A 26,235-nucleotide genomic window follows, 5' to 3' on the forward strand; every position below is an offset into this window, starting at 1 on the left:
CCCAGCCGATACATGGGCGACAGAAATCGGTGGCTTGAGCCGGAAGCCTCCGAGATCGATCAAGACGGGTCAGCGTGTTCCGCCCGGCACTTCCGGCGGCGTTTCTAGCCTGGGCATGGGTGCTTCGCTTGCAGGTGGACTATTTATCGGCGGTGTAGCGTGGTTGCTGCTTGCGATACCCGGTCAACCCGCGCCGGATGTGATCACATCTGCCTTTAGACTGGCAGCTTGGATCGGGATAGCAGGACTGGCGGGCCTCGTAGGGTCACTGGTTGATTCGTGGATCGGTGCGACATGGCAGCAAATGTACCGTTGCGGCGCTTGCGGTCGTGAAATCGAGCAGGCTCTTCACTGTGGCAAGCCAGCCGTACGAATCCGCGGTCGTGCTGGTTGGAACAACGATGCCGTCAATGTCGCTGGCTCGCTTGCAGGTGGTGCTTTCGCCGTCTTATTGGCGCTAGCAATCGGCTTATCGTTTGACCTATAAAGAAACGGAAAGACTTCGTATCACCAAACGATACTGAGTTTTTCCGTTTCTTTATTTTGGGGCACAAGTCTAGGCTATTTTCGTCACTTTCTTCGTGTTCTGTACCATTTTTGAGACGTACGCCCAAAGGATGAAGCCAATTAGGAGAAAGCCGACATTCATGCTGATGACGCCTCCCCATCCATATGCGGACCAAAACAATCCTCCGAGTGTTCCTCCTACACTTGAACCCGTATAGTAGAAAAACAAGTACAAAGAAGAGGCTTGTGCTTTGTTCTGTAAAGCAAGCTGTCCTACCCAACTGCTTGCTACGGCATGCGCTCCAAAAAATCCAAACGTAAAAAATCCAAGTCCTGCTATCTTCATCATGAGATTCGCTTCCCACGTCAAACAGACACCGATCAATGCAAGGAATAAGCTTGTGAATAACAGCCTTTGCTTACCGTGACGATCTACTAATTTTCCTGTCCAGACAGAGCTGAACATTCCGATGATCATAATTAAAAATGTCCAACTTATATATGTTGGGCTGAGCGAATAGGGCTTTTCGAGCAATACATAAGCGATGTAATTGAACAACGCTACATTACTTCCTAGAAGTATAAAGCCGATGACAAATAAACAAATGAGACTTGGAACCTTTAGATGGTCCATTAAAGACAGACCTAACTTTCTCATTACGAATGGGCGTGCTTTGAAATTTTGTGAGGGTGGTAAGGTGTTCCAAAAAATAAGTGTGGCAGCCAAACTGATGAGACCAATCCCCCCTATTGCGATCTGCCAGCCGAAGTAGTCACTCATCATTCCTGAGAAAACCCGGCCAAACACAGCCCCAATTGAATTGCCGCATATATAGAGACCCATAGCCGCTCCCAGACTTTTGGATTCGATTTCTTCTCCAAGATAGGCCATTGCGATGGAGGGTAAACCCGCCAATGAAATTCCTTCAATCGTTCGCAATACCAGGAGAACATGAAAATCCGAACTGAATGCTGTGAGAATACAAAACACAGACGAAGCGAGCATGGAAACGATCATGATTGGCTTGCGTCCCCATACTTCTGACAGCGACCCAAAAATGAGCATACTGACGGCAAGAACCATCGTTGTAATGGAAAGGGAAAGGCTTGCTGTCGTTGGACTAACCGAAAATTCTTTCGAAAATTCTGGCATCAATGGCTGTACGCAGTAAAGAATAGCAAACGTATTGAAACCAGCGGCAAAGAAAGCAAAGCTGGTTTTGCGGAAGAGTGGCGTGCCTTGTTGTATCATGTGATCACCATATCATTTCAGGATGATTATGGTTTCATGGTATCACCATTTATCTATGATGTATAATTCATTATAATCATGTTTTCCATGCATTTATGTAATGAAAAATCCGAACAGAAGGTGGTGCTTTCGAATGGAATGGCAACAGTTCGAATATTTTCAAACCCTGGCAAGAATCCAACACGTGACACATGCTGCCGAAGCTCTCTCAATTTCCCAGTCTGCCCTTAGTCGTTCGATTGCCCGATTTGAGGATGAAATAGGCGTCCCCTTGTTTGACCGTCAAGGACGTTCGATTCGGCTCAATAAATATGGTCATCTCTTTTTAAAGCGAGTCGAAAATATGATGAAGGAATTTCATGAAGGAAAACAAGAAATCATGGATTTACTTGATCCAGATAAGGGAGAAGTGTCTCTTGGGTTTCTGCACACGTTAAGTACCAGTCGTATCCCTGATTTACTGGCTTCTTTTCGCTCCCACTACCCAAGCATTCATTTTCGACTCGGACAAGGTCCCTCCCATACGCTTATGAATCAGTTGCAAGGAGGAGAATTTGATCTTTGTCTACTTGCTCCTATGGATATGAAATCTCCCTTTGTATGGAAGCCGCTTTGGAATGAAGAACTTTTTGTGATTGTCCCCAAAGACCACAAGTATGCAAATCGCACCTCGATTACTTTGGAAGAGATTGCAGATGAATCATTTATCCATTTAAAACAAGGGTACTCCCTTCGCATCACCGTTGAGCAATTGTTTCAAGTAGCGGGAATTAAACCTCCCATTACATTTGAAGGAGAAGAAGCAGATACCGTTGCAGGACTGGTCGCTGCTGGACTGGGAATCTCCCTTTTGCCCAATTTAAAGGGAACGGACCAGAGTAAGATCACACAAATCCCTGTCAAAAGTCCGAAGTGCCAACGAACTATTGGAATTGCTTGGGTAGAAGGGAGATATTTATCACCTGCCACTGAAAAATTTAAACAATTTGTTATGAACCATGCCTGCGATTTTGAATAGGGATGGGTGAAACTACGACTCTCCCCATTGCCTTGATTCCCGTCGCCAACTCATGAGTACCAAAGACAACGCGATTGTCGTGAGGATAATGCCAAGCACTTGCAAACCCTCGGCGCTAAACTTATCTCCCATTACAATGCCGATTAATAATGAAGAGAGAATGGTTCCCAGGTATCTGGATGTTTGAAATAATCCGGATGCTACACCGATGATTTCTTTTGGAGAACTTTTGAACAAGGCTGCTTGCATTCCGACATTGTTTAACCCGTTGCTAATACCGAATGCCGCTAACGCCACACACACACTGATCACATGTGAATCTTGCTTTAACGTCACCAGCCACAATGACCCAAATGTCATAAGCATGGCGGATGTGAACAATGCCGGCCGAGGTCCTGATTGATCAATCCACCGTCCTGCTAGTGGAGACACAATGAGTGAGCATAAACCTAAGCTGAGCATGAGCATTCCTGTATGAAACTCGCTGACATGACGAACCATTTGCAAGTAGGACGGAAGCCCGAAAAAGAGCGAATAAAAAAGGACGTTAACGAGCATGAATTCAATATTGACCCACGTCATCGCAGGGTACTTGGCGAATGTCCGGAAAGGAATAAACGGAGACGTCGTTTTTAACTCATGTCGTACGAAAGCCCCCAGTGTAACGAGGCCGATCCCTCCAACCATGATATGCCACCATGAGACATGCCCCGATGATTTTGCTGAAAGCAATCCAACGAGCAGTGCAACCAGACCGACTGCGAAGAGCACGATTCCTGTTGCATCAATCAACTCTAACCATTTTCGAAAGGACATGTTATGTGTAACAGATGCTGCCGATTCATCCTTTGGAATCATTCTCCAGGCTAACAGCAAGCTCGCCACCACGAACGGAATATTAATGAGAAAGATAGCAGACCAATCCCAATAATGAATCAATACCCCGCCAATAAAAGGTCCAATCGCTGCTGCTCCGGATAGGAATATGGACAGTACGGAAAGCGCAGTTGCTTGTTTCTCCGTAATATGAATTCGTACAATGGCCATTCCAACCGCAACCATCATGCTTGTTCCGATCGATTGCACAATTCGGAACACAATGAGCCACCCAAAGCTTGGTGATAATGGAGCCAATAACGAGGTAACGAAAGATACGACAAGCCCGGTAAGAAATATCTTCCTGCGGCCGAACAAATCACTTGCCTTTCCCATGACAGGTTGAGTGATCGCACTCGCAATGTAGAACGAGAAAATAATCCACGAAACAACCGTGAAATCAAGACTGTACACACTTTGCAGCCTTGCAATCGCTACAGAAATCATCGAAGAATTTAATGGGTTCAACAATATCCCTAGTCCAACGGAAATCATCAACCACCTGTTGTGAGCCCCCATTTCCAGCCCTCCTTAAAGCGTTTTGATGATATCGTACTGGAAACCAAACATTTACTCCAACGCATTTCATGTTATGATTTCATTGATTGAAAGGAATGAATGGAGGAGCTAAATGGAACTTCTTCAACTGCAATACTTTCTTACCGTAGCTCGTATGGAGCATGTGACCGAAGCTGCACGAAGTCTGCATGTGACCCAATCGTCTCTAAGCAAAACGATTCAACGATTAGAGGAGGATCTGGGAGTCCCGCTATTTGATCGAAAAGGGAGAAAGCTACGTCTGAATGAATTCGGAAGCAAATTCCTTTGCCGTGTGGAAAGAGCTTTATTTGAATTAGAACAGGGGAAGCTGGAGCTTAGCGATTTGTCCAACCCGGAACATGGCACACTTGAATTGGCGGTGACTACTGCAAGCACGCTACCCAATATCCTTCGAGAGTTTCGGAAAAAGCGGCCCGATATCCAATTTCATGTACAAATGCTGACCACCCAGGAAATGGTTACGCTTCTTCATAGAGGCGAAGTCGATTTTGGCTTGTCCTCCCCTCCTATCCAAGACGATGACATTGAATGCCAAATCGTCTTCATTGACCCTATCCTCGTAGCTGTTCCAATGGGACATCGACTAGCAGACCGAAGTATCGTATCTTTGACAGAGCTGAAGGATGAATCGTTTGTCGGCGTAAAGAAAGGGTACGGTACACGCGATTTCGTAGACGCTATATGCCAGTCAGCTGGATTCGCACCTACATATGTGTATGAGGGAGATGAACCTGCAAGGCTAATCCAGCTGGTGGAAGCAGAAATTGGCATAGCCTTCATACCAAGCACAGCAAGAAATTCTCGTGAACAAATCAAGTATCTCCGAGTAGAGAATCACGAATTGGTACGGGAAATCGCATTATTATGGCACAGGAGTCGGTACATTTCGCGAGCTGCTCAAGAATTCCGTGAGGTTGTTGTCGATTATTTTAGGGATGTATGCAAACTTGAGAGGTGATAAATCATGAAACTTCACGATTGTCCTACTTGTAATACCAACAGTCAAGAATGTATGGTCGTCATCGAGAATGCGTTGCACCCTACAGCTGAGAGATTAAAGTGCAGGATATGTTCCTGGAGTGGAAAGTGGTCGGACATGAAAGTGCGCGAGATCCCTGACGAACCAATCCCGGGCGTCGAACCGATTACCGACTATGGTGTGCTACATTCAGATCAAATTCGACTTCGCTATACAGGAGGTTGTTGCCCTCATTGTGGGGGAAATGATCCTTTATGCTGGTGCCATGCATTTTAGGTGCAGGAAAATGAACAAAAAAAACAGACACGTCACATTCACGTGTCTGTTTTGATAGAGGATACAGGCGTCGTCAGGATGATGCGATCTTTTTCCAGCTCGATTCGGAGCTTGCCGTCCGCCTGAATCGCCTGGAGGTACTCCATTGGGATCTGCAGCCTCCCCACTTGATCAAGCACCGCCAATTCCTCATGAGTGTCCTCGTTAGCTGACTCATCCGAAGACTCGGAAGTGTTTTCTTCCGTTCCTCCTTTTCGCCGCAACAACTCGCTGGACGTTTTCCCATCCCTAATTGCTACGACGCGATCCACTTTGCGCGCCAGCTCCAAGTCATGAGTGACGATGACGACCGTTAGCCCGAACGAACGGTTCAGCTCTTGAAACAAATCGAGAATGATAGCTGCCGTTCGAGTGTCTACACTGCCAGTCGGCTCATCTGCCAAAAGAAGCTTGGGCTCGTTCGCCAACGCGATCGCGATGGCTACCCGCTGTTGCTCCCCTCCAGAAAGTTCGCTCAGCTTGTTCTTTTTTCGGTGGCCCAGCCCCACCAGTTCCAACAACTCGTGGGCCCGCTCCCTTTTTCGCTTTCCCCGCAAAAGCATTGGCATCTCCACATTTTGCAGAGCAGATAGATAAGGGATCAGATTGCGGGCGTTGTTCTGCCAGACAAAGCCTACGGTCTGCAAGCGATACTGAACCAGCTCGGAAGTTGTCAATCGAAATAAATCAGCTCCCGCGACGGAAAGTTTTCCTGCCGAGGGACGATCCAGCCCTCCCAGCATGTTCAGAAGTGTTGATTTGCCGCTGCCGCTATTCCCGATGATCCCCATCAGCTCTCCAGCCTCTACACGCAAATCCAACCCTTGCAGCGCCACCACTTCCAGATCATTCGCCTTGTAGATTTTAACCAAATTTTCGCATACGATCATCTGATTAGTCCTCCCCCAGCTTTACGGCTTGATGGATCTGCATCCGTGACAGCAGAATACCGACGACCCCGATTCCGATAACGAGCGTCACAGCAATGAACGTATAAATGATTTGTTCATCTTGCGGCATCGAAATGACGGTAAAGGGAGGAACTTGCTTATCGGCATGCAAATAGAGACTGAGTGCAGGTAAAAACAGGCTATTTGCCAGCTTGCCCGCTGTCATTCCCATCGCAAAAGCGACGCCAAACGTCAAGAGCTGCTCCCACGCGAGGATGGCAAGAAGCTGTTTGAATGACATTCCCATCGCACGGAACACGCCGTATTGCAATTTTCTGGCTCCCAGTGTAAGCACCCAGTACATCACGTAGCCGATAAAGGTGACCAGCATGGAAAGCAGGAATCCGAGCGTCAGCGATCCGTTCAGCCCCAAATAAAATGCGTTGTTTTTCATCTGGATGACTTGCTGTCTGGCATTATTCAGCATGGCGAGCTTGACTCCCTCTTGTGACAGACCCTTGTAAAGCGATTCAGAAGACGAGCCCTCTTTCATTTTGATCCAAACCTCATACGGCTCCAGACGAATCTTGTCTTGTACGAACGGGAGATTGGCGACTGCTAAATACTGTTCTTCCATTCTGCTTCCGTATGTGCTTTTTACAGACGTAGGATTCCAGCCCGGCCAGTAATCCACGATGGCATACACAATCATTTCAACCCTGCGAGAATCTCCCCAACCGAGCAGGATGGTTTGTCCCTCCACCACGTGCAGTTTGTCAGCGAGGCTGCGAGACAACAATAGGGCACGCGGTTCTTTTGCTATCAAATTCAAATAATCGTGGAAGTGATGCGGCAGCAAGTCAGACTTCATCCAAGCGGTCTTTGCAAACTCTTTGGGGTCGATCCCCATCAAGGTGATGTCTTTCACAGGATCGCCCTGAAAAGAAGCCTCCGCCAGGCCGTTCACAAAGACTTTTGTTGCATGCTCAACCTCAGGCAGTCGACTGTACACTTCGAAATCCGGCTCTACATACTGAACGGGAGGAGCTGCAGGCGCTTGTTCCACTTCTGCACCCTCACCTTCTTCCGCATTCTTTGCTCCCCGATAGACCGTTACTTCCGGTTTGTCGCTCTGCCACTCTGCCTTCAAACGAATATCCGCACCGATTAGGTAACGGATCCTCTCCTCTGCATTTTGATTGATCGTCCGTGCCATGCTTGCACTAAACATTCCTACTGCAACCGTAATCGTCACAAACAGCATGAGAAAATGATACTGCCGTGGAGCTCTCCCTACCTGAACCAGCGTGGTATGCAGAGAAAGCGGGAAGAAGGAACGTCCTGCCCAAGACATCAGACGCAGGAGCCACGGATACAAACGGAGAAGCAGCAGGCCAAGACCGAGCGAAAACAGAACGGGCACAAAAAAGAGAAGGAAATCGATCGAGATGGCCGAGGCTCCTTCGCTCGTTTTTGCTGCGGTTTCAGCAGCGTTTTGATAGGAATACCATCCATACCACGAGACCGCAAGCAGCAATACATCGAGAAACAACCGATGCCAAATCGCTCGTCCACTCATTCTCGCCATGTTTTGCTTGTGCGTGACGATATTTTGCCTGGTTGCCAGAAACACAGAAATCAAAACGAGTGTGATACAGGCAAGCACCATCCACGCAGCATACACGAAAACTTCGCGACTAATGGTGACATCCAAACCTTTGCGATCGACGAATTCGAGAAATCCATTCGAGACGCCGAGTATCTTGCTAAGCTGTATCCCCACAAATGGACCGATCAGAAAAGCGCATAACCCCAAAATGGCGATCTCCATGAAATAAATAGAAAAAATCTGCATTCTGCTGGCTCCCCTGCTGCCCAACACAGCGATTTCCGTTCGTTGCCTTTCCACAATTAATCCCGAAACCATCACGAGATAAAGGCCCAGCATAATGAAAATGGGGATGTAGAGCGACCAGAGAATGGTTTTGAATTGCTTCTCTTGCTCATTGTACTTGCCCACGAGACTAGCCGCCGGAAACTGAACGTTGATCTCCGCTTTTTTCAATCCATGCTGTTGCAGCTTCCCTTCGATTCCGGCCACCAATGAATTCAGCTTCTCTGTATCACTGATCCGAAATGATTGGTAGTGAAGAGCCGTATACATTTGGGTTGAAATGACCAGATTTTTCTCTTCCAAAAACACACTCCGAAAAAGCCGTTCATCCAATACGAAGCCACTGGAGTATTCACTGGTCGAAGCAAACCAATAAGGATCGTTCCCCTCTTTTTCCTTGAAAACACCGACCGGCTTGATTCGCACCTTGAGTCCTTCTACCTGGTTCGTGGTCAGCTCATACAAGCTACCTAGCACCATCCTGCGGTCCTTTAACGCTTTTTCCGTTACCAGTGCTTCGTACACGCCATCGACGGGGGTTGCAGCAGGCAGGCGACCGTCAACAAGCGTCATATGCTGCGCAAGTCCGCTCAGCGAATAGATCCGCGAACTGTCGGAACTGAGCGGGCTCTTCGATTGTATGTTTTCCTGAATGGCATTAAACGGAATGGTCCGCAAAACTGTCACTTCTGCATACACCGGGACATCCAGTTTAGCGATTACTTCGTTTTGCAAATGAGCGGTCATTTCGTCTACAAGAACCGCCCCATTCTTTCCCAGTTTGTTTTGATTGACCGCGATTAGCAAGCCACCGGGGAAACGCTTCACATTCTTCTGGTATTCCTCCATATCCTTGGTCAACATGCGTTGGAGTACCCCTGACGTGAATGCGGGTATACTCGATACCAATCCGACAGCGACGATCAGCCCGATCAACAGACTGCCGACCAGCCAGCGGTTATTCATCATTTTCCGCAAGATCATTTGCAGCATCGCCACGAAATTGTCCCCCTATTCCAAAATAACCAGTTGGCCTGCCGAAAGACCTTTGCGAATCTCAACCTCCGTCTGGGTCATGATACCGGTCTCTACGTCCACTTCCTTCTTGCTATTCCCGTTGAGCACCCGAACGTACTTCCTACCTGATAATTCATGAAGTGCTTTTCTCGGTATAAAAAGCGTCTGATCCTGCTTGTCCACAATCACTTCAATACTGACTCCTGTCCCGATCTCCAAGCCCTTGGGAGCGATTTTCGGTGTAATGAGTAGACTTCTCTGATACAGCTTCGTCAAATCCTCTGGTAAATTGGAAGGGACATGCAGGGGCGTCTGAACAACTGTCCCCTCGCCTTTTTCGCCGTCTTTTCCCGAGAGAATTACTTTCATCCCTTCCCTAACATCTTGCAGCGCCTCTTTCTCGTGAGCGGTATACACCACGAACAGCTTGTTCGGGTCGCCTATCGTTACCAACTTTTGATGCGCTTCCACCTCATCTCCCACCTGCTCGTTGCTTGTAAAAAGCACGATGCCATCAAAGGGCGAGATCAGCTTGGTCTCGTTCCAACGCTGTTGCAGGTTCTTCAGGTCCATCTCTTTTTGCTTCACGTTTAGCCTGGCACGCTCCACCACGTACTGCCGCTTCTTGGGATCCTGCAATTTCGCCAAGTCTAGCTGAGTCTTTTCCAATTCGATCTTGGCTAGCTTGGTCTCGTTTACCTTGGCGTACATCTCTGCCTTCAAAACGTCCAGCTTGGCGGATTCGACTTCGTAGTGATTATCCTGCTGAGCTTCAAGCAGCTCCAGCTTTGCCTTCTCCACTTCATACCGGGCCGATTCGATCTCCCTCTCCATTTCAGCCGCATCCAGTTCAGCAAGTACCTGTCCTTTTTTCACCTGATCGCCGCCTTGGACAGAGAACATCTTCAGCCGCAGTCCCTTCGGCTCTGGGAAAGAGAGCTCCGCCGTTTTCACGGTCGTGAAGGAGGCGTTTCCTTTCACACTTTTTACTATCGTCCCTTGTAAAACTTCTGCCACCTCGTATTTGATAGGCGACGGCTCCACTAATGGCGGAGCCAGAACCTCCTCTTCCTTAGGGAATAGGGAACAGCCCGTCAACAAAAGGAAAACGCTCAAGCACGCCCATTTTATTTTGCTATTCCTTGATACGACCGTCCTCCAATTCATAGACATCGTCCGCCACCTCCATTACACCAGGATCATGTGTCGTCATGACAATGCTCATAGCACCTTCATCGACCAGTTGGCGAAACAAACGGCTAATTTGCTGACCCGTTTTACTATCCAGCTCAGCTGTTGGCTCATCCGCCAATAGTAGTGTCGGCCTGTTCGCAACTGCTCTGGCAATCGCACAGCGTTGCTGTTCTCCACCGGACATTTCAAACGGCCGATGATGCGCCCGTTTGGACAGCCCAACGATATCGAGCGATTCGCGAACACGCTCCCTCCATTCGGCAGCAGGTACCCCTGACAGCCGGAGTCCAAACTCGACGTTTTCAGCGGCTGACATCAGCGGAAGCAAGCCAAACGACTGGAAAATAAAGCCCATATTCTTTCGCCTGATCCTCGTTCGCTCATGATCCGATAGCTGGCCGATTTCTCGTCCCTGAAAGTACACGCTTCCTACCGTCGGACGATCGAGACCACCCAAAAGGTTTAATAGAGTCGTTTTTCCTGATCCTGATCTGCCTTTCAGTACGAGCAATCGTCCTGATTCTACGCGCATTTTTACGCCCGCAAGAGCTCTGACGGCAGTTGTCCCTCTACCAAACGTGCGTTCTACATTTTTTGTCTCTGCAATGAACAACAAAATGACACCCCCGAAAATATATCTGAAAAATGCAAGTTTTGTTAATAGTAACTCAAACAAAAACTATTGTTTAGTAAAATTGGAATAAACTAATATAAACGAAAATAAATACCGCGTTTTGGCCACTATTGCCACTTACAAAAAGAAAAAAGGCAAAACCCTGTGGTTCTGCCTTTTTCTTATTTCATTTTCGATTTTACAAAGCCCCAGAAACGACATTCCCGCGGAACATCACTGCTTGACGCTTCGCACGGCGTGCAACTGCTTCTGCTGCCGAGGATGCATGAACGAACACGATATCTGCCTCTTCGCCAACATTCGGCCACATGCGGTTGCCCTCTTTATCCAGCGGCGTTTTCCCGCCTGTAATGAAGCCCAGTGCTTGGGACAGGGAACGCTCATCCTGCATGCGGAAGCGCTCTGCCAAGCGACCTGCTTTTTCCAAGCTGTCGCCTTGTCCAAATGGCGACCAGTGATCGGTAATACTGTCGTCTCCGAGAGAAACCGAAACGCCTTTCTCATGCAGCAATGGGATCGGAATTGTTCCTCTGTTCACTGGTACAGTGGAAGTGATCGAAATGCCCAAGCCAGCGAGCATTTCAGCTACGTCACCTGCTTCTTCCAAGCTGATGTCAGCAAGAGAGTTGGCATGGCTAATGGTAACGCGACCTTGCCACCCTGCTTCTTCGGTCATTTTTGCCAAACGCTTGAATGTAAACACCCCGAGATGATCTGGGTCATGCAAATGAACGTCGATTGGTGCATTCGCTTCGACTGCCAGCTCAAAAATGGTAGCGAGCGATTTCTCGATGTTTTGATCCACTGTCGCCGGGTCTACACCACCAACGTAAGTCGCGCCCATTTTCAAGGCTTGGCGGATGTTCTCCACTTGGTTGCTTCGCAGAAGACCTTGCTGCGGGAAGGCAACGACCTCGCACTGCAATCTGCCGCTAAAGGTCTCCAGTGCTGCCATAGTCGCTTCCAGGTTTTTAAGTCCGATGTACGGATCGATATTACAATGGGAACGAATATGAGTGGAGCCTGCGGACAGCAGCAATTCCAGCATTTTTTCTGCGCGCTCTTGTGCTGTTGGCAACAGCTTCGGCATGAGCTGGCTCTCTTCTTCCAGTCGACCCAAGATGTTTTTCACTGGTGTCACGGCTTTCCAAGGGCCGCCATAGTACGTTTTATCGATGTGGATGTGCATATCCCTAAATGACGGCAGTGCCAATAGACCGCTGGCATCCTTCGTTGGCAGCTCGGTTTGTGGAGCAGCTCCACTCACGATCTGTGAAATTCGTCCGTCTTCTATTAATAGATGCGCCACTTCAGTATCTGTAGCAACCACCTTGTCATTTTCTTTGCGGTATCCGCTCTCCAAGCGGACGTTGGTAATCCAATAGGCTGTAGACATCTATCCATGACATCCTTTCTATTTAAAAGTAGTACTACCACTCACCCGCTACCCGGTTGCCTTGGAAAAGAACGACCTTGCGCTTCGCACGTCTCGCAACAGCTTCTGCTGAACTCGTCGCTTCGACCGCCATCAGGCTCGCCTCATCTCCAGCCAATGGCCACAGGCGATTCCCGGTTTCATCGAGAGTGATCCGCCCTTCTGTCACGAAGCCGAGTGCTACGCCTAACGATCTTTCATCCGTCAAGCGGAAGCGTTCAGCCAGTCGTCCTGCTTTTTCCAACAAGTCTCCGCTGCCAAAGGGTGTCCAATTGTCTGTCAAGCTATCATTGCCAAGCATGACCGCTACGCCTTCTTGATGCAGCAACGGAATCGGAATGGTCGGGCGATTGATCGGCACTGTCGATGCAATGGAGATACCAAGAGAGGCCAGTCGTTGCGCCATCTCTCTGGCTTCCTCCTGCGAAACATCGCCTAATCCCATCGCGTGACTAATCGTGACACGTCCTTGCCAGCCTGCCTCTTCAGTCAGAGTAGCAAGGCGCTTCATCGTAAACACGCCGAGATGCCCCGGATCATGCAAATGCATGTCAATGTCGGCATCTGCTTCGACTGCCAGCTCTAGCATCGTTTGCAGAGAACGCTCGATGTCGCCGTCTACTCCACCTGGATCGACGCCGCCTACATGAGTGGCGCCTTGACGCAGTGCCTCACGTACCATGTCGCGCGCTTGTGTACGTAGCATGCCATAATGCGGGAAAGCAACGATTTCGTGGGAGACACGGTCTGCATACGTCTCAAACGCACTCTTCATTCCTTCCAAAAACCCAAGACCAACCTGCGGGTCTACATGACAATGCGTTCTTACATGCGTAACCCCTGTTTCCACCAGCAGCGAGAGAATATTTTCTGCTCCTGTCTGAGCCTGCTTGAGATACATCGGCAATAGCCCTCTGTCCTCAGCGTGGCGTTCGAACAAGTTTTTTACGGGAGTTGTTGCCTTCCATGGGCTGCCGTAATACGTTTTTTCCAGATGAATGTGCTTCTCGGCCATAGACGGCAAGATCAGTAAGCCCTTCGCGTCCTTTTTAGGCAGCCCATCCTCCAAAATTTCACTAGAAGGGACAATGCGTGTGATTTTTCCATACTCAATGAGCAAATCGCACAGCTCTGTCCGCGTTCCACTGATCACGCCTTCTTCCCACTCATACCCGACTTCCAATCGAGCGTTGACGATCCAATAAGGAGAAGATTTCACCGGCTTTTCACCCCTCTTAAACGTTCACTTCTTCCACTTGACCAGAAGCGAGATTGCCTTTGAAGAATACAGCGTGTCGATCTGCACGGCGCGCGATCGCTTCTGCCGAGCAAGTCGCATCCACGAGGATCAGGCTAGCGTCTTCACCTTGTGCAGGCCACAGCTGTGTTCCGTTGGCATCCAGCGTCGTTTTGCCACCCGTGATAAAACGCAACGATTGAGACAGCGATAGCTCGTCCAGCCAACGATTGCGTTCTGCCAGTCGCCAGAGGCGCTCCAATACATCGCCATTTCCATATGGTTGCCATGTGTCAAAAATGTTGTCGCAGCCGACCGCAACGTCTACGCCATTTTGGTGCAATAGCTGCACTGGTGGAATGACGCGGCTAAATGGCACGCTGGTGATGATCGTAATGCCTGCTTCCCGCAGGATCGTCGCCATCTCCTCTGCTTCTGGCACAGGGATGTCTCCGAGCGCAAACGCATGGCTGATAGCTACGCGACCTTGCCAGCCAGCGTCTACGGTCATTGCAGCCAGTCGTTTCATTGTGTAGGTTCCCAAATGTCCTGGGTCATGCAAATGCAAGTCCACACCTGCGTTTGCTTCTACAGCCAGCTCCATCATTTGGTGCAAGGATTCTTCTATATCGCCATCCACATTAGCTGGGTCTACGCCACCTACATGAGTCGCGCCTTGACGCAATGCCTCACGCAAGAGTGCTTTTGCATCTGTACGCAACAAGCCATGCTGCGGAAACGCCACGATCTCGTGGGTTACTCGATCCGCGTAGGTTGCTAATGCTGCTTTTACTGATTCCAAATTGGAGATTCCCACTTCCGGGTAAATGTCCACATGTGTACGCACGTGTGTCGATCCATAGGACAAGAGGATCTCCAACAGATTCTCCGCACGCTCTTGTGTAGTTGTCGGCAATCCTGGCAGTGTCCGCTTTTCAATTTCGCAGCGTTCAATGATATTGGACACAGGAATGACGGCCCGCCATGGTTCTCCCTGAAGCGTCTTGTCCAAATGAACATGCTTCTCTACGAAAGATGGGAGTGCCAATAAGCCTTTTGCATCCTTTTGCAAAATACCGTCTGTAAGCTTCTCAGTCGCTGGTACAATACGCGCGAATTTTCCGTCTTTTACCAAAATGTGAAACAAGGATGCCTCTGTCCCCGTGACGACACCGTTTTCCCGACGGTAGCCCGTCTCCAAACGAACATTGGTCAACCAATAGGTAACGCCCATCCATTATCCACCCTCTCTTTGTCTCTCTCCATTCCTTTCTCCCCCATTATCTAGGAAGCTGAAAGACTTGATTTGCACAATCTTTACGTCTATTTTCACTATTTTTACGACTTGTTCAAATTGCCTTTACTTCGTACATTTTTCTGATAACTTTGACGTAAGCAAAGGAGGGGTTACACCATGAAGGTTGAGATCGCACCAACCAATCAAGCTCTTCCGCCGAAAGCAGCGGCTGCACGCCCTAGCAGATGGCGGACTTTTTACAGGAAACTACGAAAAAACAAACTTGCCATGGTAGGTGGCTGTATCGTGATTTTTTACATCGCGATTGCCCTGTTGGCACCATTCATCGCTCCCTACGATCCATATGAGATTGACTTGGTTAACAAGTTGAAGCCACCATCTGCTGAACACTGGATGGGTACCGATGACAAAGGTCGGGATGTAATGAGCCGTCTTTTATACGGAACACAGCTCTCGATGTCCGTCGGATTCGTCGCTGTATTTATTGGCGCATTTTTCGGAATTATTCTTGGATTGCTATCTGGTTACTACGGAGGTTGGGTAGATACGGTGATCTCCCGTATCATCGATGTACTTCTCGCATTCCCGGGAATCTTGCTATCTCTGGCAATCGTGAGTGCCTTAGGACCGAGTCTCTTTAACGTCATGATCGCCGTTGGTATTTTCTCAATCCCTGTATTTGCACGGATTGTTCGCGGTTCTACCCTGACTGTGAAAAAGCTGGAGTACATTGATGCGATCCGCTCACTCGGTGCCAATGACTTCACGATTATCTTTAGACACATTTTTCCAAACATTTTGTCTCCTATTATTGTACAGGCAACGATGCGTCTAGCTACCGCGATTCTTTCCGCCGCTGGCCTTTCGTTCCTCGGTTTGGGGGCACAGCCTCCTCTGCCGGAATGGGGAGCCATGCTCAGTAACGGACGCGACTTCTTGTTTACCGCTCCACACCTGGCGATGTTCCCTGGTATTGCCATCGCTACTCTTGTTCTCGGCTTCAACATCTTTGGGGACGGCCTCAGGGACGCTCTCGATCCACGAATGAAAACATAGGAGGGAATGCTACATGTTTGTTTACATTATCCGTCGCCTGCTGCAGATGATTCCCGTCCTGCTCGGTGTCATTCTGGTCGTCTTTTTGATCATGCAAATGGTTCCTGGCGACCCTGCGGTATTGCTCGCTGGTGAAGGCGCTTCTGAAGAAACGATTGCGAATATGCGTACACAGCTCGGCTTGGATCAACCGATCATGGTTCAATACGCGCAATATGTGATGAACGTGTTCCAAGGTGATCTAGGTACATCACTTCGCTCCAATCTACCTGTATGGGATGAAATCATGGCGCGCTTGCCTGCTACGATCGAGCTCGCCGTTGCCAGTATTTTTGTAACAGTTGTACTCGGAATGATCGCAGGTATCATTTCTGCTACCAAGCAATACTCTGCTGCTGATATCACGATCATGGTCATTGCCTTGCTCGGTGTATCCCTGCCTAGCTTTTGGCTCGGCTTGAGCTTGATGTACGCATTCTCAGTCAAACTGCAAATCTTTCCGGTTGCAGGCTGGGGCACATGGAAGCACATGATTTTGCCAGCAATCACACTCGGTACCGCTGGGGCTGCCATCGTTGCTCGTATGACTCGCTCCAGTATGCTCGACGTCGTACGTCAAGACTACATCCGCACTGCGAAAGCAAAAGGCTTGCGTGAAACAGTCATCATTTACAAGCATGCTTTGAAAAATGCGTTGATTCCGATTATTACCGTCGTTGGCTTGCAGTTCGGTTTCCTTTTGGGTGGTACGGTTCTCGTAGAATCTGTATTTGCCATCAACGGCTTGGGGCGTCTGATCGTCGATGCGATCCGCATGCGTGATTTGCCTGTCGTACAAGGCGGCGTACTGATCGCTTCCATTATATTCGTGTTCGTGAACCTGCTCGTCGATGTATTGTATCGCTACTTCAATAAACGAATTGATCTGAACTAAGGAGGGATCACCATGCCGGAACAACAAGATATCATCCTGGACGTTCGCAATCTGCAAACGCATTTTTTCACAGACGATGGCGTCAGTAAAGCAGTGGACGGCGTTGATTTCTCTCTAAATAGAGGAGAGACACTAGGTCTGGTAGGAGAATCGGGCTGTGGAAAAAGTATCACTTCCCTCTCGATCCTGCGTTTGATTGCCAGCCCTCCGGGAAAAATTGTAGGAGGAGAAATCCTTTTCAAAGGGCAAGACCTGACGAAGAAATCCGAGTCAGACATGCGCTCGATCCGCGGCAACGAGATTTCGATGATTTTCCAAGAGCCAATGACCTCGCTTAATCCGGTTTATTCGGTTGGGGAACAAATCGCAGAGGTATTGCGTCTGCACCAAAACATGGGACGTAAAGAAGCGTGGGACAAAGCAGTCGACATGCTGCGTTTGGTCGGTATTCCTTCCCCGGAAAAACGCGCGACTCAAGAGCCACATGAATTGTCTGGTGGTATGCGCCAACGCGTCATGATCGCGATGGCTCTCGCCTGCCGCCCGGAAATTTTGATCGCGGATGAACCGACGACAGCTTTGGACGTTACCATTCAGGCTCAGATTCTAGAGCTGATGAAAAAGCTGCAAGTCGAAATGGGCATGAGTATTATCATGATTACCCACGATCTTGGCGTCGTTGCTGAAACATGCGATCGCGTTGCGGTCATGTACGCAGGAAAAGTCGTAGAGTACACGACTGCACAAAACCTGTTCGCGAATCCACGCCATCCCTATACAGTAGGGCTGATGAACTCCCTCCCCCGTCTGGATGAGGACGTGGAAGAGCTGCAAGCGATTAAAGGGAACGTTCCAAGTCCGTTCCACATGCCAGTTGGATGCCGATTTGCTCCACGTTGCCCGCATGCAACAGAGCTGTGCAATACGAAGCTTCCTGAGCTCTTGGAGTATGCAGACGGAAGCAAAGTACGCTGCTGGATGTATACGTCTGAGTGGGACGGCGGCACCAAGACTGCTACGGAAGTGGGGGTATGACCATGATGACGACACAAGCGAATCCAACGAAAAAACCACTGCTCGAAGTTAAAAATCTCAAGCAGCACTTCCCGATCAAAGGCGGCATTTTAGGTCGTACCGTCAACCATGTAAAAGCTGTGGATGACATCAGCTTCACGATCCATGAAGGAGAAACACTGAGTATTGTAGGCGAATCCGGTTGTGGGAAATCCACTACCGGTCGTGCCATCCTCCGTCTGGATGAACCGACGAGCGGAACGGTATTATTCGAGGGACAAGATCTGCTGGCGATGTCCAAGAAACAAATGCGCGACATGCGCAAGCATTTGCAAGTCATTTTCCAGGACCCATTTGCTTCGCTCAACCCGCGCCAATCTGTATCCGCTATTCTCGGGGAAGCGTTGGCGATCCAAAATATCGTACCTGCGCATCAACGCCGCGAGCGCATTATCGAGCTGCTCGGCTATGTAGGCTTGCGTCCGGATCAAATTGACCGTTTCCCGCATGAGTTCAGCGGCGGACAACGCCAACGGATCGGGATTGCCCGTGCACTCGCGATGCAACCGAAGCTGATCATTTGTGACGAAGCCGTATCGGCACTCGACGTATCCATTCAGGCTCAAGTGCTGAATCTCCTGAAATCGTTGCAAAGACAGTTCAAGCTGACGTATTTGTTTATCTCCCATGACCTCGGCGTCGTTCGTCACATCTCGGATCGCGTCATGGTGATGTACCTCGGTAAAGTGGTAGAGATCGCGGATAAAAAGTCGCTGTTCGACAACCCGCAGCATCCTTACACACAGGCACTCTTGTCTGCGATCCCGGTGCCGGACGTTAATAAAAAGCAGGAGCGAATCATTTTGCGCGGAGATGTACCTTCTCCCATCAATCCTCCGCAGGGCTGCCGCTTCCATACGCGTTGCCCGTATGCGATTGATCGCTGCAAAACAGAAATGCCCGGACTCACGACTTTACACGAAACACATCAAGTAGCTTGCCACATCGTCCAAGTCTAGTCATAGAGAGATTAAAATTTTCTAAAAACGCAAGAGATCACGAAGCAGCATGATATGATGGTAACTGCAAAATCTATCCATACAGAAGGGATCTCATGATAAGCTTCGAAGGTTTCACATTGCTCATTCTGCTGTTTATTTTGGCTCCTATCATAGGAGCTATTGCTTTATTGTTTCTGTTCATTTTCGAGAAGCGGATTGATCTGTTAGAAAACAAGAATCTAAAGATCGAGCTGGAAAAAGAGCTCCAGCAAGCGCTTTACAATCAGTTGAATCAACAAATCCAGCCTCACTTCTTGTTTAATACGCTAAATGTCATTCTGAGTCTGGCGCGATTGAACCGAACGAAGGAACTGGTGAGAGCGCTCGAAGTCCTCTCCCAGTTTCTCAAATTTAAATACAAATCCACAGAGCCGTTGATTTCATTGGCGCGGGAAATTACGTACACGGAACAATATTTGGAGATTCAAAAGCTGCGTTTCGGCGATCGGCTCCGTATTCAGCTAGATTGTGCAGAGGATCTCTTGCAAGCATCCATTCCGCCCTTTGTCTTGCAGACGCTCGTGGAAAACGCATTTAAGCATGGATTGGAACGAAAAATGGGCGAAGCTACCTTAGAAATCCGCATAAGCCGAAAAGATGACGATGTCCTGCTTACGGTCATCGACAACGGTTCTTCCGGACTCACAGCATTCCAGAATGAAAGTGAGATCGAAACTGAACAGCCACATGAGGAGAGCGGTCACGGGTTGGACAACATCCGCAGGCGGCTCAACCTTTGTTTTGGTGATCATGCACATCTGGAGCTTGTTCCGATATCTGAGGGAGGAACTCTTGTGTCTGTCAGGTGGCCCTGTACGTATGAACAAATCGATCTGAGGTGAGAAGATGAACGTACTACTCGTGGATGACGAACCGTTGGAGCTGGACCAACTCGAGTATTTGATTCAGCCCATGTTCCCCTTGTGGAAATTCTACAAGGCCGCAGATGGTAGTCAAGCCATGGCGATCAGCCAGAAGGTTCCTCTTCATCTCGCCTTTCTGGACATTAATCTTCCGGGGAAATCCGGGCTGGTGCTTGGCGAAGAGCTGAGAGCCCAGCACAAAGACATCGAGCTCATCATTGTAACGGCTTATCAAGATTTTCATTATGCCAAGCAATCGATCCGCCTCGGTGTCGTGGATTACATCACGAAGCCCGTCATTGAGAGCGAGCTGGTCGACATTCTGAAAAAGTATCAAAAGAGCCCTGCCCTCTCTGCTTATACCCGAATTATTTCTGATGCGATGAACATCATTCATCAAAAATTCGCGGAGAAGCTGAATTTGGCTGATCTGGCCGCAGAGGTCCATATCAATCCGACGTATTTGAGCCGCCGTTTTCATGAAGAAGTAGGCGTCTCGTTCTCTGAGTATTTAATGCAGTACCGCATTCAAATGTCGAAGAAGTTCCTGATCGCTCATCCTGATTGGAGCATATCCACGGTTGCCGAGCAGACTGGCTTTAACAGCCAACACTATTTCAGCACCATTTTTCGCAAGGTAGTGGGGAAAACCCCGAAAGAATACCGGGACAAGGGGAATGCATCTTGACCTACTTATCGTTTCGCGAATACGTGGTAGGTGCAGCAAAGATCGGCATTGGGCTTGGGGTCGTCTCGATCCTCGCCCGCTGGGTGACCGGAAACACGATCTTCGGTTCACCGGAAGCACTCGTCAAATACGGGATATTTGGCGGGATCGGCTTCGCTTTGATGGGAGCATTTGCCCTCAGTATGTTTGGACTGCTTGGGCGTAAAGTCCGCCGTGAGTTATCAGAAGGGATGACCATCGGGGATTACATGCGGGACAAGCTACATCCGTTTGGTTACTGGCTGATGATCATCATCCTGTTGATTACCACGATTGAAGCGATGTTCGTCCAGGGAATGGCCGGGGGCGTATTGCTGAACATCTTGTTTGGCTTACCGATCCCTCTTGGCTTACTCTGTTTTTTTGGATTTTGTGTGCTGTTTGCAGGCATCGGAGGTATCCGCTCGATCCATCGTTTTGCCATCGTGCAAATTGTTATTACGTTTGCGGCCATCATCCTGATTCCCGTCTACTTTTTCGTCGGAAAAGGTGTCGAGCACGTCTACAACGGACTGCGCCTTTACCATCCTTACCTTCTGGTGCTCAACAACAACGAGGGTCTTTTTTTTATCATTACCGGGCTGTTGATTGGGTTTGGTCAAGTGTTTGTCGATCAGGCATCGTGGCAGCGGCTCTATATGATGGAAGAGAAAAAGATCGTCCCTACCTTTCTGGTGTCCGGACTAATTTTTGCCACCGTACCACTGGCGTTTTCCTCGCTGATCATCATCGTTCTTTTTACGGGCGGCTTTGATGATATTTACTCGCTGTTGTTTGATCTCGTACGCAAGATTGACACGATGATATTGCTTGTATTATTTGTCCTCTGTGCCTTTGGTGCGATCATGTCCGCTTTTGGTGCAGGTCTTCATTCCATGATCAGTCTGATGGTCAACAACGTCTATCAGCTGTTCCGCCCAGACGCTTCTGAACGGCAAAAAATCCGTTTAGGCTACATCCTTGCCATTACCATCGGCGCGCTTTCGTATGGTTTGACGATCTACTTCCAGCCGACCTTGCTGGATTTGCTGTTCTTCTTTGGCATTATTTATGCCTCGCTATTTTTGCCTATCGTCGTCATCGTGTTGACGAAGGGAAAGGCACCTACTTTCATTTTGATCAGCGCAGTATTGGGATTCGTCGCAGGCTATAGCAGCCGGATGTACGTCGATCCGATGATGGCAATCTGGATTGCCTCCTTATGTACAGCTCTGGTCTTAACGGCCTACTTGTGCATGACCTGGCTATGGAAACGGTACATCCGAACGCCGGATCACACTCGCTGACCCACAGGAAGGAACGAATCCTATGCTACGCTCCTACTTGCTGCTTATTTTTTGCGTAACCGCTTGGGGCAGCAATTTCGTCTTCGGGAAAATGCTCGTCGCCGAGTTTTCTCCGCTCTTTTTGTCGGCTATGCGTCTCTTGTTTATCGTGTTGTTTCTACTCATCTGGTCCAGAGGTCGTCTAAAAATGCCAAAGCTCTCGCGTATGGACTGGATCTTGCTCGCGGTACTGGGAGTTGTCGGCGTATTCATCAACCAGTGGTCCTTCTATAAAGGGCTCGTTACAGCTGATCCGACCACCTCTGCCCTGATTCTGGCGCTGACGCCGATTACAACGGCTCTCTTGGCTGCCTTGTTCTTGAAAGAATCGCTGACTGGCCGCATGGCAATCGGTTCGGTGATCGGAACATCAGGCGTATTATTCGTCATTTATACAGGGGCAGATCTGCATTTTGATGTCGGTATCCTCTGGATTGTATTGACGATGCTGACGTTCGCTACCTCGATCATACTCGTCAGGTTGTTGGGACATCGACTCCCTCCACTTGTGACGACACTCATATCCAATTTGATCGGCTTCGGATCAATGCTGCCTTTTGTCCTGATCAGCATCCCTACGGCCACGGTAAGCACCAGCCTCTCATCCTGGCTTCTCTTGTTTGTCACCGCTGTCGTCATGCACGGCATTGTGACCTTAATCTGGAACAGTCAACTACAGAAGGTGGGCGCTGCCAAAGCCGCGATGTTTGCCAATCTGGAACCGTTTATTGCCATGCTTTTTGGCTTATTATTGCTGGCAAAACCTGTAACAGCCGTACAGTTTTTCGGTGCGATTCTCATCATCGCGGGCGTGACCTTGACCACAACTTCCAAGGAGCCGCGTGAAAAGAAGAAGCTCTCCTCGTTTTCATCCTGAGCAAAGCAGTTCGCCGCATTTTTCACAGTAAAACAGTCGGAATTGTAGTTGAGAAGTACAATTTCATTGCTTTATACTAGAAGAAAGCGGGCGAGTCTGTACCGTTACATCGTGATAAGAGGAGGGACAGTCCATGTCTACCGTAAAACTATCCCAGTGGGAAACGATGCTGTTAGAGGCAGCCCGTGCCCATGGATTCGTCGATGAAGAAATCATCCACAAGCTGAGAACAGGTGACTCTGCGCCTTTTTCGGACGTGGAGGGCGGTAAGTACGATTACACCCATCTCTTTGAGCTGTCCAAAAATGATCCCTCTACGCTGGAAGCTGCGATTCGCGAAGGCTACCAGATCAAGTTCACCACTTTTAACGGGATCAAATTTTTGCTGAACAAACGATACAACATCCAGGCGGAAAGCGATTATCAAGTCGAGGAAACAGCGCTGCACCACGTTCGCTTACCAGACGATGCATTGGCGTGGATGCGCAGGACAATCTCCCATAACTGGCGAATTGTTGAACTAGAAAAGCTCGCGGACACCAAAGAAACGCTCGTCAGATTTGAACTGGCAGCATCGTAAATACGAAAGAGCACTTTCCTTTGGGGAGAGTGCTCTTTTTTCGAAATGCGGGGTATTGGAAGGAGAATCATGATGACAACGCAAGCGTATATCCAACATATTCAAGCAACGTATCCAGAATGGACCATCACTTCCGCCTACTTTAACGAGATGGGCCAAAACAATGATGTGCTCATCGTCAATGACGCGCACGTGTTTCGCTTCCCGAAATATACCGCCGGAATCGAGCAACTGAAGGTCGAAACGAACATTTTACGTACGGTAAAACCATATCTCTCCCTGCCGATTCCGGCTCCAATCTATTTGTCCTTTGCCGAGGAACTACCTGGGAGGGTGTTTGCCGGATATCCGCTACTGGAAGGTGAACCTTTTACCCGAGAAGCTTTTCAAGCAGCCTCTCATCAAAATTCGATACCGACTGTCGCTGCCCAGCTGGCACAATTTCTTCATGAACTACACCAGCTACCCGTCTCCTCCTTGCTCCCAGAGCTTATCCCTGGCGATTTTGACATGGCCAAGCAGTTGACTGAGCTGTATGAACAGATTGTATCGCAATTGTTCCCAGCCATGCGTGAGCAAGCGAAAAAGGATGTAGCAGAGCGGTTTGAAGCATACCTGACTGACCCCGCTCACTTTGATTTTCAGCCTTGCTTGACTCACGGAGATTTCGGCACAGGGAATATCTTGTACTCCCCGGCAAAACAACGCATCACAGGCATCATCGACTTTGGCGGTTCGGGTGTTGGCGATCCAGCATACGACCTCGCAGGACTCTGCGCAAGCTACGGGGAACCGTTTTTGCAGTATTTCACTCCGGTGTACCCCCAGCTTGAGCAGGTGATGACAAGGATGAGATTTTACCGCAGTACATTTGCCTTGGAGGAAGCACTATTCGGTTTGGAAAACGACGATGAGACAGCGTACCAAGCCGGCATGCGGGACTACTTCTAGCCTTTTACGGCACCCTGCGTGAGCCCTTCCACCAAGTACTTTTGGCAAAAGGCAAACAGCAGCATCGTCGGGATGACTGACAGCACCGTAGCTGCCGACATCGCTCCCCACTCGATGTCATACTTTTTGATGAAGGCATTCATCGCGACGGGAATCGTTTTGACCGACTCTTCATCAATGAACAGAACTGCCATAATCAGCTCGTTCCAGCATTGCACAAAGGCGAAAATAAACGTGGCCGCAATTCCGGGGAGCATGATCGGCACGATGACGCGAAACAGGGCACTCAACCGGGAACAGCCGTCCATCATCGCTGCTTCCTCCAAGGCGTTGGGTATCCGTTGGAAAAAGCCAGACATGATGATTGTACAAAATGGAATCAGCATGACCGTGTAGATGAGCATCAACGAAAACAGGCTGTTTAAGATGTGCATCTTGGACATCATCATGTACAACGGCGCCATGCCAATGAACATCGGGATCATTTGGGTGACGAGAAATCCGAACATCACCTGCCGCTTCCCTTTAAACGAAAAGCGGGCCAACACGTAACCGCCGAGCATCGAGATGAACACGACCATAGCCGAAGCGACCAAGGAAACGAGAAAGCTGTTCCAGATATATACCTGAAAGTGGGAAATCTGAAAGATCTCCAAGTAGTTGATCAGTGTCACCTGTTCCGGCCAATATTGAATCGGGAGCGAAAAGATATCCTTTTGACCTTTGAGCGACGTAATAATAATCCAATACAGCGGGAAAATCGCGAATGCAAGAAACAAGGTCAATACAATCGCTCTGCCAGTCCTCCACCCTAGATGTTCACGGTGCATCAGAAGTCCCCTCCCTTCTCTACTTTGGTCGCTTTCACGTAAAAGATCGTGAATAACATCAAAATCAGCACGATGATGACACCCACTGCCGAGGCTTGCCCGTAGTCTTGTCCAAAGATGACTTTATCGATCATGTAGGTAGCGAATATATGCGTGGAGCCTGCTGGAGCTCCATTTGTCATCGCGTAAATAATGTCCGGGAAGTTGAGAATCCAGATGACCCGCAACAGGATCGTCACCAGCATCGTAGGCATGATATACGGCAAAGTCACTCTCCAAAACTGCTGAATCCGTCCCGCTCCATCCATCGCCGCCGCTTCGTACAGCTCCTCTGGGATCGATTGCAACGCAGCCAGAATCATGATGGCAAAAAACGCGACGCCATACCAAATATTCGCGATAATGACAGCAGCCATCGCCCAAGTGCCATCCGCCAAAAAGGAGATCGGCGCATCGATCAGACCTGTTTTCAAGAGCAAATCGTTAATGACGCCAAACTGAGCATTGAACATCCACCGCCAAATCAACCCAATCAGAAAGCCGGACATCGCCCACGGGAAAAAGACAAATGCCTGGTAAATCCCTCTCCCGCGAAATTTTTTGCGCATCAAGAGCGCCAGCATGAAGCCAAACAGCAATTGAAAAACGAGCGAGAAAAACACCCAGTAAAAGCTGTTCATGGCAACTCGCGGGAAGTCTGGGCTTGTCAGAACGTTCACGAAGTTGTCCAGCCCGATGAACTGAATATTCATCAAATCAAAGAGCGTGTAGTTCTGAAAAGACATGATGATTCCACGCACGAGTGGATAATACGTAAAGACCGAAACAAACAAAAGGGCGGGCAATAGGCACAAAAATATAAAGCGACCTTCTTTGGATATCTGGAACGATTTCTTCCCTTCCGGCACAACCTGCTTCGTCGTCATGACGATGGGTTTTTGTGTGTCCAA

General features: G+C 49.0%; 24 protein-coding genes. 13 read left to right on the top strand and 11 right to left on the bottom strand.

From position 1 onward, the window contains the following. On the top strand, nucleotides 1-487 hold a 487-nt coding region (locus tag PMI05_RS00800; RefSeq protein ID WP_007716009.1), incomplete at its 5' end, for a DUF92 domain-containing protein. 69 nt (nucleotides 488-556) lie between these two features. Here the strand turns inward: PMI05_RS00800 and PMI05_RS00805 are convergent. Continuing rightward, nucleotides 557-1,759 carry an MFS transporter gene (locus tag PMI05_RS00805; protein ID WP_007716012.1) on the bottom strand — a complete coding sequence of 401 codons (1,203 nt, stop codon included), beginning with the start codon at nucleotides 1,757-1,759 and terminating at the stop codon, nucleotides 557-559. 133 nt (nucleotides 1,760-1,892) lie between these two features. Between PMI05_RS00805 and PMI05_RS00810 the strand changes: the two genes are divergently transcribed. Then, the gene (locus PMI05_RS00810) at nucleotides 1,893-2,777 is read left to right on the top strand and encodes a LysR family transcriptional regulator (RefSeq protein WP_007716015.1); all 885 of its coding nucleotides are present in this window, start codon (nucleotides 1,893-1,895) and stop codon (nucleotides 2,775-2,777) included. A gap of 12 nt (nucleotides 2,778-2,789) precedes the next feature. Here PMI05_RS00810 and PMI05_RS00815 read toward each other — a convergent pair whose 3' ends face one another. Next, the gene (locus PMI05_RS00815; protein WP_007716018.1) at nucleotides 2,790-4,172 is read right to left on the bottom strand and encodes an MFS transporter; all 1,383 of its coding nucleotides are present in this window, start codon (nucleotides 4,170-4,172) and stop codon (nucleotides 2,790-2,792) included. Between the two features lie 112 nt (nucleotides 4,173-4,284). On the opposite strand from PMI05_RS00815, the gene PMI05_RS00820 reads away from it, so the two are divergent. Beyond that, complete coding sequence (locus PMI05_RS00820; RefSeq protein ID WP_007716021.1) at nucleotides 4,285-5,172, top strand: LysR family transcriptional regulator; 888 nt, start codon at nucleotides 4,285-4,287, stop codon at nucleotides 5,170-5,172. A 335-nt stretch (nucleotides 5,173-5,507) separates the two neighbouring features. Here the strand turns inward: PMI05_RS00820 and PMI05_RS00825 are convergent, their stop codons facing one another. The 7 genes from PMI05_RS00825 to PMI05_RS00855 form a co-directional block, all read right to left on the bottom strand. Further along, nucleotides 5,508-6,398, bottom strand: a complete 891-nt coding sequence (locus PMI05_RS00825) for an ABC transporter ATP-binding protein (RefSeq protein WP_007716028.1) — start codon at nucleotides 6,396-6,398, stop codon at nucleotides 5,508-5,510. A gap of 4 nt (nucleotides 6,399-6,402) precedes the next feature. Then, nucleotides 6,403-9,285, bottom strand: coding sequence for an ABC transporter permease (locus PMI05_RS00830; protein WP_238543229.1), 2,883 nt, complete (start codon nucleotides 9,283-9,285; stop codon nucleotides 6,403-6,405). Nucleotides 9,286-9,303: 18 nt separating this feature from the next. Next, entirely contained in the window at nucleotides 9,304-10,482 is a 1,179-nt protein-coding gene (locus PMI05_RS00835) for an efflux RND transporter periplasmic adaptor subunit (protein ID WP_007716032.1), read from the bottom strand. After that, nucleotides 10,445-11,119 carry an ABC transporter ATP-binding protein gene (locus PMI05_RS00840; protein ID WP_007716035.1) on the bottom strand — a complete coding sequence of 225 codons (675 nt, stop codon included), beginning with the start codon at nucleotides 11,117-11,119 and terminating at the stop codon, nucleotides 10,445-10,447. The genes PMI05_RS00835 and PMI05_RS00840 overlap by 38 nt, the downstream gene beginning before the upstream one ends. 196 nt (nucleotides 11,120-11,315) lie before the next feature. Continuing rightward, nucleotides 11,316-12,533, bottom strand: a complete 1,218-nt coding sequence (locus PMI05_RS00845) for an amidohydrolase family protein (protein WP_007716037.1) — start codon at nucleotides 12,531-12,533, stop codon at nucleotides 11,316-11,318. A gap of 34 nt (nucleotides 12,534-12,567) precedes the next feature. Next, complete coding sequence (locus PMI05_RS00850) at nucleotides 12,568-13,791, bottom strand: amidohydrolase (RefSeq protein WP_007716040.1); 1,224 nt, start codon at nucleotides 13,789-13,791, stop codon at nucleotides 12,568-12,570. 16 nt (nucleotides 13,792-13,807) lie between these two features. Next, nucleotides 13,808-15,043 (bottom strand): amidohydrolase, encoded by a 1,236-nt coding sequence (locus tag PMI05_RS00855; RefSeq protein WP_007716042.1) that lies wholly within the window; start codon nucleotides 15,041-15,043, stop codon nucleotides 13,808-13,810. Nucleotides 15,044-15,223: 180 nt separating this feature from the next. Here PMI05_RS00855 and nikC point away from each other — a divergent pair, with 180 nt between their 5' ends. The 10 genes from nikC (at nucleotide 15,224) to PMI05_RS00905 (ending at nucleotide 24,455) form a co-directional block, all read left to right on the top strand. Next, a complete protein-coding gene (gene nikC, locus PMI05_RS00860) occupies nucleotides 15,224-16,123 on the top strand; it encodes a nickel transporter permease (RefSeq protein ID WP_007716045.1) in 900 nt (299 codons plus the stop codon). 13 nt (nucleotides 16,124-16,136) lie between these two features. After that, nucleotides 16,137-17,057 carry a nickel ABC transporter permease gene (gene nikB / locus PMI05_RS00865; RefSeq protein ID WP_007716047.1) on the top strand — a complete coding sequence of 307 codons (921 nt, stop codon included), beginning with the start codon at nucleotides 16,137-16,139 and terminating at the stop codon, nucleotides 17,055-17,057. A gap of 12 nt (nucleotides 17,058-17,069) precedes the next feature. After that, entirely contained in the window at nucleotides 17,070-18,092 is a 1,023-nt protein-coding gene (locus PMI05_RS00870) for an ABC transporter ATP-binding protein (RefSeq protein WP_007716049.1), read from the top strand. Nucleotides 18,093-18,094: 2 nt separating this feature from the next. Beyond that, entirely contained in the window at nucleotides 18,095-19,090 is a 996-nt protein-coding gene (locus tag PMI05_RS00875; RefSeq protein WP_007716053.1) for an ABC transporter ATP-binding protein, read from the top strand. A gap of 95 nt (nucleotides 19,091-19,185) precedes the next feature. Then, complete coding sequence (locus tag PMI05_RS00880; protein WP_007716056.1) at nucleotides 19,186-19,974, top strand: sensor histidine kinase; 789 nt, start codon at nucleotides 19,186-19,188, stop codon at nucleotides 19,972-19,974. Nucleotides 19,975-19,978: 4 nt separating this feature from the next. Next, nucleotides 19,979-20,683, top strand: coding sequence for an AraC family transcriptional regulator (locus tag PMI05_RS00885; protein WP_007716058.1), 705 nt, complete (start codon nucleotides 19,979-19,981; stop codon nucleotides 20,681-20,683). Further along, complete coding sequence (locus PMI05_RS00890; RefSeq protein ID WP_007716060.1) at nucleotides 20,680-22,008, top strand: transporter; 1,329 nt, start codon at nucleotides 20,680-20,682, stop codon at nucleotides 22,006-22,008. Before PMI05_RS00885 ends, PMI05_RS00890 begins: the two co-directional genes overlap by 4 nt. A 22-nt stretch (nucleotides 22,009-22,030) precedes the next feature. Then, on the top strand, nucleotides 22,031-22,924 hold the full coding sequence (locus PMI05_RS00895) for a DMT family transporter (RefSeq protein WP_007716062.1): 894 nt from the start codon (nucleotides 22,031-22,033) through the stop codon (nucleotides 22,922-22,924). 133 nt (nucleotides 22,925-23,057) lie between these two features. Continuing rightward, nucleotides 23,058-23,504, top strand: a complete 447-nt coding sequence (locus tag PMI05_RS00900) for a hypothetical protein (protein WP_007716070.1) — start codon at nucleotides 23,058-23,060, stop codon at nucleotides 23,502-23,504. Nucleotides 23,505-23,576: 72 nt separating this feature from the next. Beyond that, a complete protein-coding gene (locus PMI05_RS00905; protein WP_007716079.1) occupies nucleotides 23,577-24,455 on the top strand; it encodes a phosphotransferase family protein in 879 nt (292 codons plus the stop codon). On the opposite strand, the gene PMI05_RS00910 is transcribed toward PMI05_RS00905, so the two are convergent. Both PMI05_RS00910 and PMI05_RS00915 read right to left on the bottom strand, forming a co-directional pair. Then, on the bottom strand, nucleotides 24,452-25,285 hold the full coding sequence (locus PMI05_RS00910) for a carbohydrate ABC transporter permease (protein ID WP_007716080.1): 834 nt from the start codon (nucleotides 25,283-25,285) through the stop codon (nucleotides 24,452-24,454). The genes PMI05_RS00905 and PMI05_RS00910 overlap by 4 nt on opposite strands. Further along, a complete protein-coding gene (locus tag PMI05_RS00915; RefSeq protein WP_007716081.1) occupies nucleotides 25,285-26,235 on the bottom strand; it encodes a carbohydrate ABC transporter permease in 951 nt (316 codons plus the stop codon). The genes PMI05_RS00910 and PMI05_RS00915 overlap by 1 nt, the downstream gene beginning before the upstream one ends.

The sequence above is a fragment of the Brevibacillus sp. BC25 genome (genome assembly GCF_000282075.1).
GTDB lineage: Bacteria > Bacillota > Bacilli > Brevibacillales > Brevibacillaceae > Brevibacillus.